This is a genomic window from Streptomyces sp. NPDC001781 (assembly GCF_053596035.1).
Genome location: NZ_JBSFFI010000004.1, coordinates 45,054 through 64,580 on the forward strand (window position 1 = coordinate 45,054; position 19,527 = coordinate 64,580).

Here is a 19,527-nt window from a genome sequence, read left to right on the forward strand (position 1 = left end):
TCAGCGGGCGTTCTTCGGTTCCACCCGGGCGACGACCGCGTGCGGGCGGCCGGGGTGCGGGGCGGTCAGGGCTTCGTACAGCGCGGCGTGGTCGCGTCCGTCGACGGTGGCGGTGGACCAGTTCGCGGCCTCGAACCGGGCGGCGATCCCGCCGGGCAGGGCGTGGCTGGCGGAGGCGTTGTCCACGACCACGGTGTGCAGCCGGTCCAGGCCGGCCGCCCCGGCGTAGGCGATGGCCTCGTGATTGCTGCCCTCGTCCAGCTCGGCGTCCCCGATCAGAACCCACACCGCCGGGTCGGTGAGCCCCTGCGCCCGCAGCCCCAGCGCGCTGCCGACCGCGATGGGCAGCCCGTGCCCGAGCGACCCGCTGCCGATCTCCGCCCCCGGCACGAGCACCCGGTCCGGGTGGTGCCCGAGCGGCGATTCGTACGACCCGAAGCCGGGCAGCCATTCCTCGGGCACGAAACCCTTCGCCGCGAGCACGGCGTAGTACGCCATCGGCCCGTGCCCCTTGCTCAGCAGGAACCGGTCCCGGTCCGCCGCCCCCGACCGCCCGGGGGTGACGTCGAGCACCCGGTCGTAGAGCACCCAGAGCACGTCGAGCGTGGAGGTGGCGGCGAAGTCGTGCTTCTCGTCGCCGGTCATCAGGCTCATCAGCCGGGGCAGATCGTCGTAGCCGTGGTCCGCTGTGATCGTCATGCCGACGATCCTGCAACCTCAAGCCCACTTGAGGTCAACAGCCGGCCGTGCGCGAGCACCGACCCGAGTGCGGTAGAGTTTCCCTGCGCGTTTCGGCCAGGGAAACCCCAGGTCAAACGGCATCGGGACGTGGCGCAGCTTGGTAGCGCACTTGACTGGGGGTCAAGGGGTCGCAGGTTCAAATCCTGTCGTCCCGACTCGCGAGAGTCGCAGGTCAGGGCCGGTTACGGAGAAATCCGCAGCCGGCCTTCGGTCTTTCCCGAGCGAATCCGACCGATCCGAGCGACTCGGGCGACTCGGGCGAGGTGGAGACCGAAGCCAACGGCGCCGCCGTGGTCGCGGACGCCGACCTGGCCATGGCCCCCGCCGCCTGGATGATCAATTCCCCGGGGCCGGAGCGACTGCCAGGACCGATTGACGGAAACGCCCGGCGTCCGGGCACCGCTGTCGCGGTGGGCAACAGCGGCGACAGTATCCAGCGGCCCACCGGCACCTGATCCGGCTGCGGCGTCGAGTCGCCCCTCCGGCCCCGCCTGGGCGTCCCCGTCCGGCTCCGCCGATCACCGAGGAATCACCCTGGGCTCAGGGGCTCAGGGGCTCAGGGGCTCAGGGGCTCAGCGGCTCAGCGGCTCAGCGCCAGCGCGGCGGCCGCAGCGGAGGTGAGAACGGCCGCCGCGCCCAGCGTGTATCCGACACACCGCAGCCGCAGCACGCGGTAGCGCTCCTCGTACTCGCCCCGCAGCGACCGGCAGCGGGCCGCGATGCGCTCCAGGTCCTGCTTGGCACGGCACAGGCTGTCGGAGACGTGTAGCTGCTCGATCTCCTCGCGCTGCGCCGTGGTCAGCCAGTCCATGCGCTCGACGAACTCCCGCGCCCGCTGTTCGGCCACCGCGACGGTGGCCTGCCACAGCAGGTACCCCTCGACCTCGTTGCCGAGGCCGGCGCCCTCGGCTTCCTGCCCCGGCAGTCTGGTCATGGCGGTCTCCGGACTCAGTGCTCGATGGCGTACGCCTCGCGCTCCGCACGCGCGATGTCCGGGTGATGCAGGTCGAACGCGGGGGACTCGCTGCGGATGCGGGGCAGGGTGACGAAGTTGTGGCGCGGCGGCGGGCAGGAGGTCGCCCACTCCAGCGAGCGGCCGTAGCCCCACGGGTCGTCCACCTCGATCGGCTTGCCGTACTTCGCCGTCTTCCAGACGTTGTAGAAGAACGGCAGGATCGACAGGCCGAGCAGGAAAGAGAAGATCGAGGAAACGGTGTTCAGGGCGGTGAAGCCGTCGGCCGCCAGGTAGTCGGCGTACCGGCGCGGCATGCCCTCGGCGCCCAGCCAGTGCTGGACCAGGAAGGTGCCGTGGAAGCCGATGAACAGCGTCCAGAAGGTGATCTTGCCGAGCCGCTCGTCCAGCATCTTGCCCGTGAACTTCGGCCACCAGAAGTGGAAGCCGGCGAACATCGCGAACACCACGGTGCCGAACACCACGTAGTGGAAGTGGGCCACCACGAAGTACGAGTCCGAGACGTGGAAGTCCATCGGCGGCGAGGCCAGGATGACACCGGTCAGACCACCGAAGAGGAAGGTCACGAGGAAGCCGGCCGTCCACAGCATCGGCGTCTCGAAGGACAGCGAGCCCTTCCACATCGTGCCGATCCAGTTGAAGAACTTGACGCCTGTCGGAACCGCGATCAGGAACGTCATGAAGGAGAAGAACGGCAGCAGCACACCGCCGGTGACGTACATGTGGTGCGCCCACACCGTCACCGAGAGACCGGCGATCGCGATGGTGGCCGCGATCAGACCCATGTAACCGAAGATCGGCTTACGGGAGAACACCGGGATGATCTCGGTGACGATGCCGAAGAACGGCAACGCGATGATGTACACCTCCGGATGGCCGAAGAACCAGAAGAGGTGCTGCCACAACAGTGGTCCGCCGTTGGCCGCGTCGAAGACGTGGGCGCCGAACTTGCGGTCCGCCTCCAGCGCCAGCAGCGCCGCCGCGAGCACGGGGAACGCGAACAGGACCAGGACGCTGGTCAGCATGACGTTCCACACGAAGATCGGCATGCGGAACATCGTCATGCCGGGGGCACGCATGCAGACGATGGTGGTGATGAAGTTGACCGAGCCGAGGATCGTGCCGAAGCCGGAGAAGGCCAGACCCATGATCCACAGGTCACCGCCGACACCGGGGGAGCGCACCGCGTCCGTCAGCGGGGAGTAGGCGAACCAGCCGAAGTCGGCCGCGCCCTGCGGAGTGATGAAGCCGCTGACCGCGATGAGCGACCCGAACAGGTAGAGCCAGTAGGCCAGCATGTTCAGCCGGGGGAACGCCACGTCGGGCGCGCCGATCTGCAGCGGCATGATCCAGTTGGTGAAGCCCGCGAACAGAGGGGTGGCGAACATCAGCAGCATCACGGTGCCGTGCATCGTGAACGCCTGGTTGTACTGCTCGTTGGAGATGATCTGAAGCCCCGGGCGGGCCAGTTCGGCCCGCATGACCAGGGCCATCACGCCGCCGATGAGGAAGAACGCGAACGACGTCGACAGGTACAGCGTGCCGATCGTCTTGTGATCGGTGGTCGTGAGCCACTTCACGATGATGTTGCCGGGCTGCCTGCGGTGGATGAGAAGCTCGTTCTCGCTCGAGTCCTCAGCCGCCGGCTCGGGCTGATTGATGATTGTCACAGGTCCTGTTTCTCCTGGTGCTCGAGTTCCACCCGCGCCGTGGCGTCAGTGACGGCCATCCTTGCGGCTCGGGCCGGACCCCGGCTTCCTGTGCGGCCGACACGCCGCCGATCGGGGGGTTTTGACACCCGCATGGAGTAGTGGGCCCGCAGGGCGCCGCCGGCACAGCCGCGCACCGGGCGGCCGGCTGTCACGGCCTGCTCAGGAGGGGGGACTGTCGGCCCCCGTTCTTCGTTGACTACCGTACGATCCGCCCCGCCCGCACCGGCCGGGGCGGGACGGAGGACATCTTGCCGAGCCTGACGCTGGGTCCCCTGCTGCGCTACGTCGACGGTTCGTCCGCGACCGTCTGGGTCGAGACGAGCGGGCCGTGCACCGTCGAGGTGCGCTGCTCCGACGGCGCCAAGGGCGCCGCGCGCACCTTCCGGATCGCGGGCCACCACTACGCCCTGATACCCGTGACCGGCCTCACGCCGGGCACCGAGGCGGAGTACGAGGTGCTGCTGGAGAGCGAGTCCGTGTGGCCGCTGCCCGACTCGCCCTTCCCGCCGTCCCGCATCCGCGTGCCCGGCCCCGACGACGGCCTGAAGGTCGCCTTCGGCTCCTGTCGCTGGGCCGCGCCACCCGCCGACGGCGGCCACGACCCGGCCGGTCCGGACGCCCTGGACACCCTCGCCACCCGGCTCGCCGCGGGCGGCGAACGACCCGACGTCCTTCTGCTGCTCGGCGACCAGGTCTACGCCGACGAGACCTCCGAGGAGACCCAGAAGCGGATCGCCGCCCGCCGCGACCTGGACGAACCTCCCGGTTCCCAGGTGGCGGACTACGAGGAGTACACCGGGCTGTACCGGGAGTCCTGGCTCGACCCGGAGGTGCGCTGGCTGCTGTCCACCGTACCCAGCTGCATGATCTTCGACGACCACGACGTCATCGACGACTGGAACACCTCCGCCGCCTGGCTGGCCGACATGCGGGCCACTCCCTGGTGGCGCGAGCGGCTGCTCAGCGGCCTGATGTCCTACTGGGTCTACCAGCACATCGGCAACCTCGCCCCGGACGACCTGGCCGCCGACCCGCTGTACACCGCCGTCACCTCCGCCACCGACGGCACCGACGCGCTGCGAGCCTTCGCCGCCGAGGCCGACGCCGACCCGGCCTCCACCCGCTGGAGCTATCGCCGCGACTTCGGCCGGGTGCGCGTGCTGATCGTGGACTCGCGGGCGGCGCGGGTGCTGGCCGAGGACGAGCGGGCCATGCTCGACCCGGATGAGGAGAGCTGGCTGCGGGACCAGGCCCTGGCGGACCGGGAGTCCGTCGACCACCTGCTGATCGGCACCTCACTGCCCTGGCTGATGCCCCACCTCGTGCACGACGCGGAGGCATGGGACGCGGCCCTGTGCCGGGGTGAACGCGGCCCGCGCTGGGCCAGGTTCGGTGAGTGGCTGCGACGGGCGGCGGACCTGGAGCACTGGGCTGCGTTCCCGGCTTCGTTCACCGCGCTGGCCGACCTGATCGCCGAGGCCGGCTCGGGCCCCGGGGCACCGGCCACGATCAGCGTCCTGTCCGGCGACGTCCACCACGCCTACGTGGCCGAGCCGGCCTGGCGGTCCGCGAAGGTCGACTCCCGCGTCACACAGCTCACCTGCTCGCCCGTGCACAACTCGGTACCCCGGTCGATGCGGTTCGGCTTCCGCTTCGGCTGGAGCCGGACGGCGCGCGCCCTGGGACGCGGACTCGCACGGCACGGGCGCTGCGCCCAACTCCCCGTCGTTTGGCGGCACACCGGCGGCCCCTGGTTCGGCAACCAGCTCATGACCCTGAACCTGAAGGGCCGCTCGGCCCGCCTGCTGCTGGAGCAGGCGCGCTCCACCGACGGGAAGCGGGCCCGCCTGGAGAAGGTGATGGAGCGTCAGTTGTCATAGGGCGACTCGGGGCCGCTCCACCGGAGGGTGACGTCGAGACGGGCACTGGTGCCCGGGCCCGACGGCCCGGTTCCGGTGCGGAAGGGCGAGAACGGGCTACCGGCGTGCGCGGCGGATACGGACGGGACCGCGTGCCTCGGACTCCTTCACCGGCCGCCCGGACCGGGTCACCTCGACCTCGCCGGCCGCGACCAGCCGCCAGGCCGCCCGGCGGGCCGGTTCCATCAGGTCGCGCCAGCCGTCGCCGTCACCCTCGTAGGCCGCGCGGGCGGCCTCGGAGGGACAGATCGAAGACGTGTCGGCACGCTGTTCCAGCAGGTGCATGATGGTCTGCTCGAGTCGCTGGTCCACGTCCGTCACACGACCAGTCTGGCACCGTTCGGAGCCGGGTCGCCGTACGGATCAGTGCGGCCAGGGCGACCGAGCGGCTGTGCTCGGGCCAGGCGGTGCGGGTGACGACCGGGGGCGCGTCGGTGAGCGGTACGGCGGCGTGCTCGGACCACGGCCGGGCGCGCGCGGACTCGGGGTAGACGGCCGTCGTGCGGCCCAGAGCGATCCGGTACCGGCATCCTGGTCAACTCCGTATGCCCGGGCCCGGTGGCCACCGACTTCGACGGCCACCCCGGCTCGAGCACCCCCGGGCAGGGCGCGGCCACGGCGATCCGGCCGGCGGGAGCCTGGCCACCGGCGTCCTCGCCATGGCCGCCACGGACGCCTCCATGACGCGGTTCGGTGTCACCTACCCCTGGACGTGGTCTCCCACGGACTGGATGTCCGACCTGGTGCCCCACCTGGTCTTCGGTGCCGTCACCTACGGGGTCGTCATCGGTGGCGCGCCCCGCTCCGCGCCGTAGCCGCCGGGGCCGGTCGCTCGCACATGTGCAGAACGGCAGTGCGGCAGGAGCGACCCGCAACCTCTCCCCAGGGCCTGGCTGTTAGGTGAGGCGAAGGCCCAGGGTTCGCAACCATGACGCGGTCGGTACCGCGCTCACGGAGTGACATGAGAGACGACCGGGACGACAGGGACGACAGCGACCCGCCCGACGACCGCCGCCCGCCCCCGCGCGGGGAGATCCAGTGGCTGACGCCGCACAGGCCCCACGACGAGTGCCCCTGGTGCCGGCTGCTCCTGCGGCCGGCCGACCGGCCCCCCGGCCCATCGCCCGATCGGGGCCGGACCGCCACCGCCCGGCTCAGAACCGTCATGGTGGTCTTCTCAGCCCTGGTCACCCTCGTGGCCGCCCTGGTCGCCCTCTGGCGCCCCTGACCCGGCTCACGCCTCTCCGGGCAGCGGCTTCACCGTATCGGCCCCGCGTACGGCCCTGCAGAGGCTCCGTGACGAGAACCGGGCGGGCCGGTGTGCCCCGCGAGTCGTTCAGGGCATCGGGACGGCCACCTCGTGCCGGTCCGCGCCCAGTACCACCTTCAGCGCGCCGGTCTCGGCGGCGTGGGAGAACACGTCGTACGCCTCCGCCATGTGGTTCAGCGGGAAGGTGTGCGTGACCAGCTCCGCCGTCGGCAGCCGGCCCGCCGCCGCCATCCGCAGCAGGGTCGGGGTGGAGTAGGTGTCCACCAGACCGGTCGTGATGGTGACGTCCCTGATCCACAGGTTCTCCAGGTGCAGCGTCGCCGGGGAGCCGTGCACACCGACGTTGGCCACGTGCCCGCAGGGCCGCACCACCTGGGTGCACAGCTCGAAGCTCTCCGGCACACCGACCGCCTCCACGGCCACGTCGGCGCCGAGCCCGCCCGTGAGGTCCTCCACCAGCATCCGCGGGTCCTCCCCGGCGAAGGCGACGACGTCCGCACCCAGCCGCCGGGCCGCCTGCAGCCGGACCCTGGCCATGTCCACCACGATGATCCGCTCGGGGGCGTAGAGCCGGGCCGCGGCCACGGCCGCCAGCCCGATGGGCCCGGCTCCCACGATCACCACCGTGTCGCCCGCCCTGACCTGGCCGTTGAGCACGCCCACCTCGTAGGCGGTCGGGAAGATGTCCGCCAGCAGCACCGCGTCCTCGCTCCGCACGGCGGCCGGCAACGGGTGCACGGAGAGATCGGCGAACGGGACCCGCACGTACTCGGCCTGGGTACCGTCCACGAGGTGGCCGAGTATCCAGCCGCCCCCGCCGAGGCACTGGCCGTACCGGCTCTCCCGGCAGAAGCGGCAGCGGCCGCACGACGTGATGCAGGAGACCAGCACCCGGTCGCCCGGCCGGACCGTACGCACGTCGCTGCCCACCTCGACGATCTCGCCGACCGCCTCGTGGCCCAGCACCGTGCCGGGCGGCACCTCGGGGACGTCACCCCCCAGGATGTGCAGGTCGGTCCCGCAGATGGACACCATGCCGACCTTGACGATCGCGTCGGCCGGTTCCTTGATGCCGGGGTCCGGGACGTCCTCCCAGGACGCCTCGCCCGGTCCGCGAAAGACGAAGCCCTTCATGACGCTCCTCACCTCTCGGCCGGCCCGCTGCTGACCCCGCGCCTGCCGTCACGGCCCGGAACCGGCCCCTGCCTCCAGCTTCGCCCCGGCGGCCCCCGCGCGCACGGGCCGCGTCGGTCCGCGCCCCGCCCCGCAGGTAGCCGGACCGGGGCCGGTCGGCCCTACCCGGTACGAGGCCACATACGGTTCGCTCAGCGTATGGCCGAGAACCACACCAAGCCGGCCGTCGTAGCCCTCAGCGGCGACATCGACCTGCTGACCGCCCCCGAGGTGATCGCCGCCCTCGACGCGCTGACCTCACAACCGCACCCCGACCTGGTCCTTGACCTGCGCCCGGTCCGCTTCATCGACTGCACCGGCCTCGGCGTGCTGTGCCGCGCCCGCAACCGCGCCGAGGCCCGGCACGGCAGAATCCGGCTGCTCAGCGAGAGCGACGCCTTCCTCTGGCTGCTGCACGCCACCGGTCTGCGGGACGCCTTCGAGGTGCAGACCGGGCCCGCGCCGGCCGGCCTGGCCGCCTGAGCCACGGCTACGCCGGTTCCGGGACCACCGCGACCGGGCAGGAGGCGCGGTGGAGCACGCCGTGGGCGACCCGGCCGAGCTGGAGGCCGAAGCCACCGTGCCGGTGGTGTGCGCCGACCACGAGGAGGGTGGCACCCCGCGCCGCCTCCACCAGGGCGTCGCGGGTGTGGCCCTCGGGGGTGCGGACGACCGTCGCCGCCCCCTCCGGCACGTCCCGCAGGGCCTCGGCCACCAGCTGCCGCGCGGCCTCCTCCGGGTCGGTCCCGCCCGCGCCGTGGCCGGGGAGAGGCCCCGAGGGCCGCCGCCAGACGCGTACCGCCTCCAGCGGGAGCCCGCGCAGCCCGGCCTCCTGGGCGGCGAACCGGACGGCGGCCGTGTCCGAGAGTCTGTCGCCGACCGCCAGCACGATCCGGGGGGAGCCGACCGGCTCGTCCTCGGGTCCGTCGCGCAGCACGAACACCGGGCAGTGCGCGTGCCCGGCGACCGTCAGGCTGACCGAGCCGAGCAGCGCCTCGGCGAACCCGCCGCGGCCCCGGCTGCCCAGCACCACCGCGCGGGCGACGGCGCTCTCCCGGACCAGCGCGTACTCCGGTTCGCCGGCCAGCACATCCGTGGTGACCTCCACCCCGGGGTGGCGCGACCGGGCCCGCGCCTCCGCGGTGCCGACCACGTCCCTCGCCATGACCTCCTCCACGGGACGGTTCAGCTCCTGGGCGATCAGTTCCCCCTCGTAGCGCTCCCAGAGCGAGGCGTACACCAGGCGCAGCGGCGCCCCGCGCAGCGCGGCCTCCTCGGCGCCCCAGTCCACCGCGCGCAGGCTGGGCCCGGAACCGTCCACACCGACCACGATCGGCTCGTCCATCGGGTTCTCCATTTCGGTCAGGTGTGCGGGACGACGGCGACGGGAGCGGGGGAGTGGTGCAGCATCGCGTGCGCGACATGCCCGAGACGGGTGCCGAACCGGGCCTTGCGCACCCGCCTGCCGACCACGACCAGGCAGGCGTCGCGGGAGGCGTCCACCAGCACCGACCCGGCGCTGCCCTCCACGGCAGCCTCGGCCACGTCGACGTCCGGGAACGCCTCCCGCCAGGGCTCGAGCGCCCGGGTGAGCATGAACGCGTTACGCGGCTCCAGCGACTCCTCGACCACCGGGGCCGCCTCCGCCTCGTAGGCGTAACCGGGGCTGCTGTACGGGGGCGGGGGCTGCGGCATCCAGGCGTACACCACCCGCAGCGGGGCGCCGCGCAGCGCGGCCGTGCCGAAGGCGAACTCCAGCAGGACCGCGCTCGGCGCGGTGATGTCCAGGCCCACAACCACCGGCCGGAACGGGGTCGCCGCCGACGGAATGCCGGCGGGGTCCGCCCGGTGCTCGTCGGCGGCCTGCTCACCCGCCCTGACCAGAGCCACCGGGCAGTCGGCACGGCCGACGACCGCAAGGCCGACCGAGCCCACGAGGAACCCGTGCAGCCGGCCCAGGCCGCGCGAGCCGAGCGCCAGCAGCTCCGACGCCCCGGCGGCCTCGCACAGCACGTCCACCGGATCGCCGGTGCGCCGCTCGGTGATCACCTCCAGGCCGGGATGGCGCAGCCGCAGTCCCTCCGCGCTCTCGTCCGGCGCCCCCTCGATCCAGTCCCGCTCGGCCTCGGCCCCCAGCAGCGGGGCCTGGGCCAGCGGGTCCGGCAGCGGCTCCCACACCCGCACGAGCCGCAGCGGCAGCCCGCGCAGCACCGCCTCGCGCGCCGCCCACTCGGCGGCGGCCCGGCTCTCGGCGGAACCGTCCAGTCCCGCGGTCACGGTTCGGGGCATCCCCGCACCTCCCTGGCTCTCGCGGCCCGGCTCTCCCGGGGGCCGTGGGGGCCCCACCCACCAGCCTGACCGCAACCGGCGCTCCGGGCCACGGCCACAGGTCCCTCCGGGGGAAGGGCCCAGGGCCGACCCGGCGGATCATGGCGCGGACGCGGGGTCCGGCACGCCCGTCCGCGGCGTTGCCGTCACCCGCCGGCGCTCCGCGCCGACTCCCTCCTCCACCTCGCACGTGGACGTACCGGACCCCGCTCACCGGAATCGACCGGCACCGCCGCTTCCCCGCACCTCGATCCGCCGGACAGGGTCCTAGTCTGGGTCTCGTAGCCCGGCGACGATCGTGCCGGAGGGCCGTTCGCGGGCCCGTCGGCCCAGGGGAACGAAAGGCCGTCATGCCCGAGACACCCACCTTCACGGAGCAGGACCCCATCCGGGTCTTCCTGCTGGACGACCACGAGGTGGTCCGCAGGGGCCTCGTCGACCTGCTGGACGCCGAACCCGACATCGCCGTGGTCGGCGAGGCCGACACCGCCGCGCACGCCCTCGCCCGCGGCCCCGCCCTGCGCCCGCACGTAGCCGTGCTCGACGTACGCCTTCCCGACGGCGACGGCATCACCGTCTGCCGGGAACTGCGCGACCGCATGCCGGGCCTGGCCTGCCTGATGCTGACCTCGTTCGACGACGAGGACGCCCTGCTCGACGCCATCATGGCCGGGGCCGCCGGATACGTGCTGAAGCAGATCAGGGGCTCCGACCTGGTTTCGGCGGTACGCACGGTCGCCTCCGGGCAGTCGATGCTCGACCCCGCCACCACCGCCCGGCTGATGCGCTCGCTGCGCGCCGACCCGGCCGGGAGCACACCCGCGCTGCCGCCCGAGCTGGAGGCGCTGTCGCCCCGCGAGCGGGACATCCTCGCCCTGATCGGGGACGGCCTCACCAACCGCGAGATCGGGAAACGGCTCTACCTCTCCGAGAAGACGGTGAAGAACCACATCTCCCGGCTGCTCGCCAAACTCGGCGTCCAGCGCCGGGTCCAGGCGGCGGTGCTGGCCTCGCAGCTCGACCCCCAGCAGCCGCGCTGAGCGGGGCTCAGAGCAGCTCGCCGCTGCCGTAGGGGGCGTACAGGTCGAGGAGGCGGACGCGGGAGGAGTGCAGGCGCTGGGCGACCATCCGGCCGACCCAGGTGGCGATCGCGCGGCCGAAGGCGGGGTCGTCGGCGCAGCGGGCGCGGACCGTCTCGGCGTCGAACTCCCAGGCCCGCACCGGGCTCATCGCCTCAGCGCCCAGATGCCACACGTAGGGCGGGAAGTGCCAGGACCAGCCGACGAGTTCACCGTGGCCGAGGGAGTCCACCACGGCCGGCCGGCGGCCGGGGACATGGAGGTCGAGGCAGACCGTTCCGGTGCGCACGATCCAGAACCGGTCGGCGCGCCGTCCCTCCTCGAAGAGCCGGGTGCCGGCCGGGAAGGAGACCTCACGGGCCAGTTCCATCAGTCGCTCGCGCTGCGCTGGTTCCAGGCACGTGGTCATCGTGGTCGTGGTCATCACACCGGCTCCCTTCGAGGCGTCTGCCCCCAGGGTCGTACCGCCTGCGCCGGGTGCGCCACGGGCCACAGGGCCCGCGCCGGGGACCCTTCGGCCCCCTGTGCCACCAGGAGCCTTCGAGGGCTGTCGCGATCCCCGGCGGGCGCGCGGCGACGGCCACGTCGTCGGGCCGTCCGCGTGCACCCGGTACGGGGACGGCCCGACGCCTCGCGGTGCACCGCGTCCGACCCCGCCCGCCGACCGGCCGGGAATCGCGTGACGGCTCTCAGAAGACGATGCCCACGTGGGCCAGCGCCTGCTTCAGAAGGGCGCCGTGACCGCCCGGCATCTCGCCGTGCAGCGCCGCCGAGGCGGCTTCCTGCGGGGTGAACCAGACCAGGTCCAGCGCGTCCTGCCGGGGACGGCAGTCACCGGTCACCGGCACGATGTAGGCCAGCGACACCGCGTGCTGACGCGGGTCGTGGTACGGGGTGACGCCGGCCGTGGGGAAGTACTCCGCGACCGTGAACGGCTGGGTCGAGGCGGGTACGCGGGGCAGCGCGACCGGTCCGAGGTCCTTCTCCAGGTGCCGCAGCAGGGCGTCGCGCACCCGCTCGTGGTGCAGGACGCGGCCGGAGACCAGGGTGCGGCTGACGGTGCCGTCCGGGCCGATGCGCAACAGCAGCCCGATACTGGTGACCTCACCGCTGTCGTCCACCCGCACGGGCACGGCCTCGACGTACAGGATCGGCATCCGGGCCCTGGCCATCTCCAGCTCGTCCGTGGTCAGCCAGCCGGGCGTGGTCTCGGTCATGTCAGACATTGCTTGATCATACTTTCCGGGTGGGGACCCGCCGCAGGCGCGGGCGGGCGCGGACACAGGCCATCCGTGGGGTCGGCGGGCTCACGGTCAGAACTCCATGACGGCCACCTTCCCCGCGACCCGCGCTTCGTGCGCCACGGAGGTGTCCGGCCGTGCCGCCCCGGCCGTGGCCAGGTCCCGCTCACTCAACGTGCCGCCCTTCCGCCGCCCCTTGATCAGGCCGTCCCGCGTCATTGTGCCGTCCGCTGATCCCCGTGTCCCGGGAATCGCGCACGGTACGCGAACGGGCATCCCCGCACCGGCCGCCCCGCCCGGGGAACGGCCCGTACGGGCCATGAGGAACACTGGGGGCGTCCCGCGCCCCGACCGGAAGCAGCACATGTCAGCGACGCCCGCCCCCCTTCTCGACGCCCCCGGCGAGCCCTCGGGCCCCGCCGGGATCCGCCTGGTGGTGACCGACATGGACGGCACCCTGCTGGACGACGACAAGCGGCCGCCCGTCACCCTGCGGCCCCTCCTCGCCGAACTCCGGCGCCGGGGCGTGCTCTTCAGCCCGGCGAGCGGGCGGCAGTACGCCACGCTGGCCGAGGAGTTCGCCGACGTGGCCGAGGGCATGGTGTTCATCGCGGAGAACGGCACCTACGTGGTCCGCGACGGCGTCGAACTCAGCTCCGTTCCGCTGGGCCGGGCCACCGCCGCGGAGCTGGCCCGCACGGTGCGCGGGCTCGCCGCGCGGGGCGTGGACGCGGGCGCCGTGGTCTGCGGCAAGCGGGCCGCCTACGTGGAGCGGACCGACGAGGCGTTCCTCGCGGAGGTGCGCAAGTACTACGTGTCGCACCGTGTGGTCGACGACGTGACCGCCGTGGACGACGAGATCATCAAGGTCGCCGTGTACGACTTCGGCCCCGTCGAGCACGGTGCCGCCCCCGCCCTCGCGCCCTTCGCCGGCAGCCACCAGGTGGTGGTGTCCGGCGAGCACTGGGTGGACGTGATGAACCGCTCCGCCAACAAGGGCGCCGCCCTGCGCGGCCTCCAGCGGGCGCTGGGCATCACCCCGGCCCAGACCATGGTCTTCGGCGACTACCTGAACGACCTGGAGATGCTGGACGCCGCCCACTGGTCCTTCGCGATGGCCAACGCCCACCCGGACGTCATCAGCCGCGCCCGCCACCTGGCCCCGTCCAACAACGACCACGGGGTGCCCCGGACGATCGCGCGGATACTCGGCATATCCCTCTGAGGGCTGTCGTCAGGGGGCCGTCCAGCCGAGCGCGGAGTCCAGAAAGCCCGTCAGCTCCGCGAAAGCCTTCGCCCGGTCCGTCTCGTTGAAGACCTCGTGACGGGCGCCGGGGAAGACGCGCTCGGTGGCGCGGCCGGCGCCGAGATGCTCGACGCCCTTGCGGCTGCCCTCGATCGGGACCAGTCGGTCGTCGTCGCCGTGCAGCCAGAGCAGCGGCAGGTCGCCGAGGTCGCCGCCCGCGGCCACCGCCGCCAGCCCCCGCTCGAAGGCCACAAGTGTGGGCCGTTTCATGGGGCCGTGCCACACCAGCGGGTCGGCGGCGTAGGCCGCGCCCACCGCCGGATCGCGGGAGAGCGCGGCCGGAGTGACCGGCACGTCCGGGATCTCGTCCAGCGCGAGCAGCCGCCCCGGCAGTGCCCATGTGCCCACCACCGGCCCCGAAAGCACCAGCGCGCTCAGCTCGGAGCCGTACCGCTGGGCGTAGCGGGCCGCGATCAGGCCGCCCATGGAGTGGCCCACCATGACCAGCGGCAGACCTGTGTGCTCGGCGCGGGCCAGGTCCGCCGCCGTGTGCAGGTCGCTCACCACGTCCTCGAAGTCCCCGATCACCGCCCGCTCGCCGGCCGAGCGGCCGTGCCCGAGGTGGTCGGGCGCGTACACCGCCGCGCCGTGGCCGGTCAGGACCCCGGCGACCTCGTCGTACCGGCCCGCGTGCTCGCCGTACCCGTGCACCAGCAGGGCCAGGTAGCGGGGTGCCGCGTGCGGCCAGGCACGGACGTGCAGCGCGCCGTGGACGCCCTGTCGGATGTGGGCGCGTACGTCGGTCATGCGGATCTCCTCCGGCGCGGTCGCGTGGGTCACTCCGGAGGGATCTTCCCAGGGGGCCGGTGTGCGGTCTATAGTCCGACGGAGCCCAAAACTAGCAGTGCTAATTAAGTCGCTCCGTCCCGGCGGGGCGTAGGTTCATGCTGATCCACAACGTCGTCGGTCAGGAGTCCCGAGTTGCGTCCCGTCCACTTCGCGGCCGCCCGCCGCACGCCCATCGGCAAGCTGCGCGGCGCCCTGTCCTCCGTGCGGCCCGACGACCTCGCGGCGGCCGTCGTCCGCGACCTGGTGAGCGGCGTGCCCGCGCTCGACCCGGCCCGCATCGACGACGTGTACTGGGGCGCCGCCAACCAGGCGGGCGAGGACAACCGCAACATCGCCCGCATGGCCGTCCTGCTCGCCGGACTCCCCGACTCCGTGCCCGGCGCCACCGTCAACCGCCTCTGCGCCTCCGGACTGGAGGCCGTCACCACCGCCGCCCGCACCATCGCGGCCGGTGAGGCGGACATCGTCGTCGCGGGCGGCTCCGAGTCCATGAGCCGCGCCCCCTTCGTGCTGCCCCGTCCCGACGAGGCCCTCCCGCACCGCATGGAGACCTACGACACCCGCCTCGGCTGGCGCCTCACCAACCCGGCGATGAAGGACCTGCACGGCGTCCTGGCCATGGGCGAGACCGCCGAGGAGGTCGCCCGGCGGTACGGCATCTCACGTGAACGCCAGGACGAGTTCGCGCTGCGCAGCCATCAACTCGCCGCCACGGCACGGAAGAACGGCCACTTCGACGCCGAGACCCTCCCCGTGGAGCGCCCGGACGGCATCACCGTCGACCGCGACGAATGCGTACGGGAGGACACCTCGCTGGACAAGCTCGCCGGCCTCAAGCCGGTGTTCCGCGCGGACGGCACGGTCACGGCAGGCAACGCCTCACCCATGAACGACGGAGCCGCCGGACTGCTCCTGGTCAGCGAGGACGCGCTCGGGGAACTCGGTCTCGAATCCCTCGGCCGGTACGTCGCCGGCGCCTCCGCGGGCGTCCACCCCGACGTGATGGGCATCGGCCCGGTACCCGCCACCCGCAAGGCACTCGCCCGCGTCGGCTGGAGCGTGGACGATCTCCAGGAGGCCGAGTTCAACGAGGCGTTCGCCGCCCAGGCCCTCGCCTGCGTCGACCAACTGGGCATCGATCCCGGCCTGGTGAATCCCACCGGCGGGGCCATCGCCCTCGGCCACCCGCTCGGCTGCTCCGGCGCCCGCATCCTCACCACCCTGCTGCACCGCATGCGCCGCACCGGCGCCGGACGCGGCCTCGCCACCATGTGCGTCGGCGTCGGGCAGGGCAGCGCGGTTCTGGTGGAGCGCCCCTGAACCATCCCGACGGACCTTCCCGGTAGGGGAGTTCCGCAGCACGAGTCGCACCGCAGAAAACGGAGCCGCACCTCATGGCAACCCTGTCCGTCGCCGCCATCCTGGCCGAGAACGCCCGCCGCCGCCCCGAGCGGACGGCCCTCGTCGAGGGCGACCTGCGCCTCACCTTCGCCGAAGCCTGGCGGCGCTCCCTCGCCCAGGCCGGCGCGCTGGCCGCCCTCGGTGTACGGCCGGGCGACCGGGTCGCCCTGATGGCCCCCAACACCGCCGAGTTCCCGCTCGCCTACTACGCGGCCATGGCGGTCGGCGGTGTCGTCGTCCCCGTCCACCTGCTGCTCTCCGCCACCGAGGTGCAGCACGTCCTCAAGGACAGCGGCGCCACCCTGCTGCTCGCCCACCCCGCCCAGGAGGCCACCGCCCGCGCGGCCGCCGACCCCCTGGGCATCCGCGTGGTCGTCCTCGGTGAGGAGCTGGAGAAACTCGCGGTGGACGCCGAGCCGCCGCACTCCTACGTCACCCGGTCCGCGGACGACCCCGCCGTCGTCTTCTACACCAGCGGAACCACGGGCGTCCCGAAGGGCGCCGTGCTCAGTCACTTCAACATCGTGATGAACGCGACCGTGAACGCATTCGACGCCAACGACATCCGCCCCGACGACATCGCCCTGGGCGCGCTCCCGCTCTTCCACGCCTTCGGACAGACGGTCTCCCTCAACTCCACCTGGCGGGCCGGCGCGACGCTCGTCCTGATGCCCCGCTTCGACGCCGCCCGCGCCATCGAGATCATGGTCTCCGAGCGCGTCAACACCTTCCACGGCGTCCCCACCATGTTCGTCTCGCTGGCCGCCGCCGCGGCCGACGCCGCCGCCCTGCCCGAGCTGCGGCTGTGCGTCTCCGGCGGTGCCTCGCTGCCGGTGGCCGTGCTGGAGAGGTTCGAGTCGGCGTTCGGCGCCCGGATCCACGAGGGGTACGGCCTGTCGGAGACCTCCCCGGCCGCCACCGTCAACCAGTCCGTCTTCGGCACCCGCGCCGGGACCATCGGCCACCCGCTGTGGGGCGTGGACGCCGAGATCGCGAAGGCGGACGCCGAGGACCGGGTCGAGCTCCTCGGCCCCGGCGAACTGGGCGAGGTCGTCGTGCGGGGCCACAACGTCTTCTCCGGCTACCTCGGCCGCCCCGAGGCCACCGCCGAGGCGCTGGTCGACGGCTGGTTCCGCACCGGTGACCTCGGCACCAAGGACGAGGACGGGTTCCTGCGGATCGTCGACCGCAAGAAGGACGTCGTCATCCGCGGCGGCTACAACGTCTATCCCCGCGAGGTCGAGGAGGTCCTCGCCCGGCACCCGGAGATCGCCCAGGTCGCCGTCATCGGGCTCCCCGACGAACTGCACGGCGAGGAGATCTGCGCGGTCGTCGTCCCCGTACCGGGCGCCGAGCCCGGCGCCGCCGCGATCACCGAGTGGTCCAAGGAGCGCCTCGGCAAGCACAAGTACCCCCGCCGCGTGGAGTTCACGGACGAACTCCCGCTCGGCCCCAGCATGAAGGTGCTCAAGCGGGAACTGCGGACCCGGTACGCGGCGCGCTGAGCCACCGGCGCCCGGCCGGCCGGTGGGCCGTCCGCAGCATCGACCAGCGGCTCCTCGACCAGATCGTCATCGCGGCGACCGTGGCCGGAGCGCTCGAACTCCCGCTGACCCGACCGGGTGCGTACCCTCACCCCATGCCCGCGCACGTCCTGATCCTCGGCGGCACCACCGAGGCCCGCCGCCTCGCCACCGCCCTCGCCGCCCGCCCCGGCCTCCACGTCACCACCTCCCTCGCGGGGCGGGTGTCCCGGCCCGGCGCGGTCGACGGCGAGGTCCGCGTCGGCGGGTTCGGGGGCGCGGCGGGGCTGGCGGGCTGGCTGCGCGCGCACCGGGTGACCGCGCTGGTGGACGCGACCCACCCCTACGCGGAGCGCATCACGGTGAACGCCGCGGAGGCGGCACGGGCGACCGGAGTCCCGCACGCGGTCCTGCGCCGCCCCGGCTGGGACCTCGACGACGACTGGCACCCGGTGACCTCCCTGGAGGAGGCGGCACAGCTCGTGCCCCGCCTGGGACGCCGGGTCTTCCTCAGCACGGGACGGCTCGGACTGGCCGCCTTCACCCACCTGACGAGTGTTCAGTTCGTGGTCCGCTCGGTGGAACCACCGGAGCCGCCGCTGCCCCCGCACTGCGAACTCGTCCTGGCGCGAGGCCCGTTCACCCTGGCCGGCGAGTTGGCCCTGCTCCGCGCGCACCGCGTCGACGTACTGGTGACGAAGGACAGCGGCGGAGCGGCGACGGCACCGAAACTGGCCGCCGCCCGCTCGCTCTCGCTGCCGGTGGTCGTCGTACGCCGCCCTGAACCCCCCGCCAGAGTGAGGGCGTTGGCGAACACGGACGCCGTACTGGACTGGCTGGCCGGAGTCATTCGCCCCGAGGGTGCCTGCGCAGCAGATACGTGTCCATGATCCACCCCTTGCGCTCCCGCGCCTCCGCCCGCACCCGCTCGATCTCCGGACCGGCCTCTGCGAGCGGACCGGAGAGCAGGATCTCGTCCGGGGTACCGATGTAGGCGCCCCAGTAGATGTCGATGTCGTCCCCGGTGTACTGCCGGAACGCCTGGTGGGCGTCGAGCATCACGACCACGTCGTCCACCCCTTCCGGGAATCCCTCCACCAGCCGCCGCCCGGTGGTGATCTGCACCGGCCGCGCCACCCGGTTCAGGCCGGTCCGGTGCCGGGCGACCAGAGCGGAGACGCTGCTGATGCCGGGCACCACGTCGTAGCGGAACTCCACAGCGCCCCCCGCCAGCACCTCCTGGAGGATGCCGAGCGTGCTGTCGTAGAGCGAGGGGTCGCCCCACACCAGGAACGCGCCCGTGCCGTCCTTTGCGACCTCCTCCGTGATGAGCCGCTCGTAGATCCCCGCGCGTGCGGTGCGCCAGTCCCCGACGGCCGGCGAGTAGGCCGCACCGCCCGCCCTCCGGTCCCGCTCCGGGTCCCGGACCGCCACCACCCGGTACGACCCCTCGGGCAGATGCGCGTCCAGGATGTCCCGGCGCAGCCGCGTCAGATCACTCTTCACCTCGCCCTTGTCGAGCAGGAAGAACACGTCCGTGTCCCGCAGCGCCTTGACCGCCTGCAACGTGAGCTGGTCGGGGTCACCCGCACCGATTCCGATGACATGAATCTTTCGCACCCGCCGAGTCTGCCGCACCGGCCCGCGGGGGCCGGATACGGGGGCGGTGACGGGAACCGGGAGGCCCGCGGGAGACGTGGTGATGATCACGGCGGGAGCGACAGCGATCTTCCGCCCACCCGATGACGGAGGCTCAGCATGACGAGAACGACCCGCGCGGCACTGCTCCTGGCGGCCACGGCCCTCACCCCGGCCCTCCTCCTCTCCACCCCCGCGTCCGCCGCCGTCCCGGCCACCACGGTCTCGGTCACGGCGTCCACCCCGGTGGACCAGATGTCCGACGACGACGTCCGCGTCGCCATCTCCCGCATCCTCGCGGACCCGGCCAGCGGCAAGGCGGTCCTGCGTGAGGCCAACAAGGCCCTGGACGGCACGATCGACGACCAGCGGGCGTTCCTGGAGACGGGCTACCGGCTGGCGCAGGCCGAGGACGACCGGGTGGCCATAGCCCG

Annotated in this window: 23 protein-coding genes and 1 tRNA gene; 12 read left to right on the forward strand and 12 right to left on the reverse strand. The window is 72.9% G+C overall.

The window, feature by feature from the left end; translation table 11 throughout:
* Window positions 1–699 carry a transketolase gene (locus tag ACWCV3_RS04825; protein WP_451218375.1) on the reverse strand — a complete coding sequence of 233 codons (699 nt, stop codon included), beginning with the start codon at window positions 697–699 and terminating at the stop codon, window positions 1–3.
* Window positions 700–822: 123 nt separating this feature from the next.
* On the opposite strand from ACWCV3_RS04825, the gene ACWCV3_RS04830 reads away from it, so the two are divergent.
* A tRNA-Pro gene (locus ACWCV3_RS04830) sits at window positions 823–896 on the forward strand.
* Between the two features lie 108 nt (window positions 897–1,004).
* Entirely contained in the window at window positions 1,005–1,196 is a 192-nt protein-coding gene (locus ACWCV3_RS04835) for a hypothetical protein (protein ID WP_451218378.1), read from the forward strand.
* 125 nt (window positions 1,197–1,321) lie between these two features.
* On the opposite strand, the gene ACWCV3_RS04840 is transcribed toward ACWCV3_RS04835, so the two are convergent.
* Together ACWCV3_RS04840 and ctaD are read right to left on the reverse strand one after the other, a co-directional pair.
* A complete protein-coding gene (locus tag ACWCV3_RS04840) occupies window positions 1,322–1,675 on the reverse strand; it encodes a cytochrome C oxidase subunit I (protein ID WP_451218380.1) in 354 nt (117 codons plus the stop codon).
* A 14-nt stretch (window positions 1,676–1,689) separates the two neighbouring features.
* The gene (gene ctaD, locus ACWCV3_RS04845; RefSeq protein ID WP_451218383.1) at window positions 1,690–3,384 is read right to left on the reverse strand and encodes an aa3-type cytochrome oxidase subunit I; all 1,695 of its coding nucleotides are present in this window, start codon (window positions 3,382–3,384) and stop codon (window positions 1,690–1,692) included.
* A gap of 290 nt (window positions 3,385–3,674) precedes the next feature.
* Between ctaD and ACWCV3_RS04850 the strand changes: the two genes are divergently transcribed.
* Complete coding sequence (locus tag ACWCV3_RS04850; RefSeq protein WP_451218386.1) at window positions 3,675–5,306, forward strand: alkaline phosphatase D family protein; 1,632 nt, start codon at window positions 3,675–3,677, stop codon at window positions 5,304–5,306.
* 96 nt (window positions 5,307–5,402) lie between these two features.
* Here ACWCV3_RS04850 and ACWCV3_RS04855 read toward each other — a convergent pair whose 3' ends face one another.
* On the reverse strand, window positions 5,403–5,666 hold the full coding sequence (locus ACWCV3_RS04855; protein WP_451218389.1) for a DUF3253 domain-containing protein: 264 nt from the start codon (window positions 5,664–5,666) through the stop codon (window positions 5,403–5,405).
* Between the two features lie 338 nt (window positions 5,667–6,004).
* Between ACWCV3_RS04855 and ACWCV3_RS04860 the strand changes: the two genes are divergently transcribed.
* On the forward strand, window positions 6,005–6,160 hold the full coding sequence (locus tag ACWCV3_RS04860) for a hypothetical protein (RefSeq protein WP_451218392.1): 156 nt from the start codon (window positions 6,005–6,007) through the stop codon (window positions 6,158–6,160).
* A gap of 146 nt (window positions 6,161–6,306) precedes the next feature.
* Complete coding sequence (locus tag ACWCV3_RS04865; RefSeq protein ID WP_451218395.1) at window positions 6,307–6,573, forward strand: hypothetical protein; 267 nt, start codon at window positions 6,307–6,309, stop codon at window positions 6,571–6,573.
* Between the two features lie 108 nt (window positions 6,574–6,681).
* Here ACWCV3_RS04865 and ACWCV3_RS04870 read toward each other — a convergent pair whose 3' ends face one another.
* Window positions 6,682–7,749: an alcohol dehydrogenase catalytic domain-containing protein gene (locus ACWCV3_RS04870; RefSeq protein WP_451218398.1), complete on the reverse strand. Its 1,068-nt coding sequence runs from the start codon at window positions 7,747–7,749 to the stop codon at window positions 6,682–6,684.
* A gap of 198 nt (window positions 7,750–7,947) precedes the next feature.
* Here ACWCV3_RS04870 and ACWCV3_RS04875 point away from each other — a divergent pair, with 198 nt between their 5' ends.
* Window positions 7,948–8,271 (forward strand): STAS domain-containing protein, encoded by a 324-nt coding sequence (locus ACWCV3_RS04875; RefSeq protein WP_451218401.1) that lies wholly within the window; start codon window positions 7,948–7,950, stop codon window positions 8,269–8,271.
* Window positions 8,272–8,278: 7 nt separating this feature from the next.
* Here ACWCV3_RS04875 and ACWCV3_RS04880 read toward each other — a convergent pair whose 3' ends face one another.
* Both ACWCV3_RS04880 and ACWCV3_RS04885 read right to left on the reverse strand, forming a co-directional pair.
* Complete coding sequence (locus ACWCV3_RS04880; protein ID WP_451218404.1) at window positions 8,279–9,133, reverse strand: universal stress protein; 855 nt, start codon at window positions 9,131–9,133, stop codon at window positions 8,279–8,281.
* A gap of 17 nt (window positions 9,134–9,150) precedes the next feature.
* Window positions 9,151–10,077, reverse strand: a complete 927-nt coding sequence (locus tag ACWCV3_RS04885) for a universal stress protein (RefSeq protein WP_451218407.1) — start codon at window positions 10,075–10,077, stop codon at window positions 9,151–9,153.
* Window positions 10,078–10,466: 389 nt separating this feature from the next.
* Between ACWCV3_RS04885 and ACWCV3_RS04890 the strand changes: the two genes are divergently transcribed.
* On the forward strand, window positions 10,467–11,156 hold the full coding sequence (locus tag ACWCV3_RS04890) for a response regulator (protein ID WP_451218410.1): 690 nt from the start codon (window positions 10,467–10,469) through the stop codon (window positions 11,154–11,156).
* Window positions 11,157–11,163: 7 nt separating this feature from the next.
* Here the strand turns inward: ACWCV3_RS04890 and ACWCV3_RS04895 are convergent, their stop codons facing one another.
* The 3 genes from ACWCV3_RS04895 to ACWCV3_RS04905 form a co-directional block, all read right to left on the reverse strand.
* The gene (locus ACWCV3_RS04895; protein WP_451218413.1) at window positions 11,164–11,619 is read right to left on the reverse strand and encodes a Crp/Fnr family transcriptional regulator; all 456 of its coding nucleotides are present in this window, start codon (window positions 11,617–11,619) and stop codon (window positions 11,164–11,166) included.
* 265 nt (window positions 11,620–11,884) lie between these two features.
* The gene (locus tag ACWCV3_RS04900) at window positions 11,885–12,412 is read right to left on the reverse strand and encodes an NUDIX hydrolase family protein (protein WP_391294237.1); all 528 of its coding nucleotides are present in this window, start codon (window positions 12,410–12,412) and stop codon (window positions 11,885–11,887) included.
* Between the two features lie 96 nt (window positions 12,413–12,508).
* Window positions 12,509–12,655: a hypothetical protein gene (locus ACWCV3_RS04905; RefSeq protein WP_451218416.1), complete on the reverse strand. Its 147-nt coding sequence runs from the start codon at window positions 12,653–12,655 to the stop codon at window positions 12,509–12,511.
* Window positions 12,656–12,800: 145 nt separating this feature from the next.
* On the opposite strand from ACWCV3_RS04905, the gene ACWCV3_RS04910 reads away from it, so the two are divergent.
* Window positions 12,801–13,661 carry a Cof-type HAD-IIB family hydrolase gene (locus ACWCV3_RS04910; RefSeq protein WP_451218419.1) on the forward strand — a complete coding sequence of 287 codons (861 nt, stop codon included), beginning with the start codon at window positions 12,801–12,803 and terminating at the stop codon, window positions 13,659–13,661.
* A gap of 9 nt (window positions 13,662–13,670) precedes the next feature.
* Here ACWCV3_RS04910 and ACWCV3_RS04915 read toward each other — a convergent pair whose 3' ends face one another.
* Window positions 13,671–14,489, reverse strand: coding sequence for an alpha/beta hydrolase (locus ACWCV3_RS04915; protein WP_451218422.1), 819 nt, complete (start codon window positions 14,487–14,489; stop codon window positions 13,671–13,673).
* A gap of 174 nt (window positions 14,490–14,663) precedes the next feature.
* Here ACWCV3_RS04915 and ACWCV3_RS04920 point away from each other — a divergent pair, with 174 nt between their 5' ends.
* The 3 genes from ACWCV3_RS04920 to ACWCV3_RS04930 all read left to right on the forward strand — a co-directional run bounded on the left by ACWCV3_RS04920 (window position 14,664) and on the right by ACWCV3_RS04930 (window position 18,345).
* A complete protein-coding gene (locus tag ACWCV3_RS04920; RefSeq protein WP_451218425.1) occupies window positions 14,664–15,851 on the forward strand; it encodes a thiolase family protein in 1,188 nt (395 codons plus the stop codon).
* Window positions 15,852–15,925: 74 nt separating this feature from the next.
* Window positions 15,926–17,437, forward strand: a complete 1,512-nt coding sequence (locus ACWCV3_RS04925; protein WP_451218428.1) for a long-chain-fatty-acid--CoA ligase — start codon at window positions 15,926–15,928, stop codon at window positions 17,435–17,437.
* Between the two features lie 134 nt (window positions 17,438–17,571).
* Window positions 17,572–18,345 carry a cobalt-precorrin-6A reductase gene (locus ACWCV3_RS04930; RefSeq protein WP_451218431.1) on the forward strand — a complete coding sequence of 258 codons (774 nt, stop codon included), beginning with the start codon at window positions 17,572–17,574 and terminating at the stop codon, window positions 18,343–18,345.
* On the opposite strand, the gene cobF is transcribed toward ACWCV3_RS04930, so the two are convergent.
* Window positions 18,302–19,075 carry a precorrin-6A synthase (deacetylating) gene (gene cobF / locus ACWCV3_RS04935; RefSeq protein ID WP_451218434.1) on the reverse strand — a complete coding sequence of 258 codons (774 nt, stop codon included), beginning with the start codon at window positions 19,073–19,075 and terminating at the stop codon, window positions 18,302–18,304. The two genes, ACWCV3_RS04930 and cobF, sit on opposite strands and share 44 nt — an antisense overlap.
* Before the next feature lie 138 nt (window positions 19,076–19,213).
* Here cobF and ACWCV3_RS04940 point away from each other — a divergent pair.
* On the forward strand, window positions 19,214–19,527 hold a 314-nt coding region (locus tag ACWCV3_RS04940; RefSeq protein WP_451218436.1), incomplete at its 3' end, for an ALF repeat-containing protein.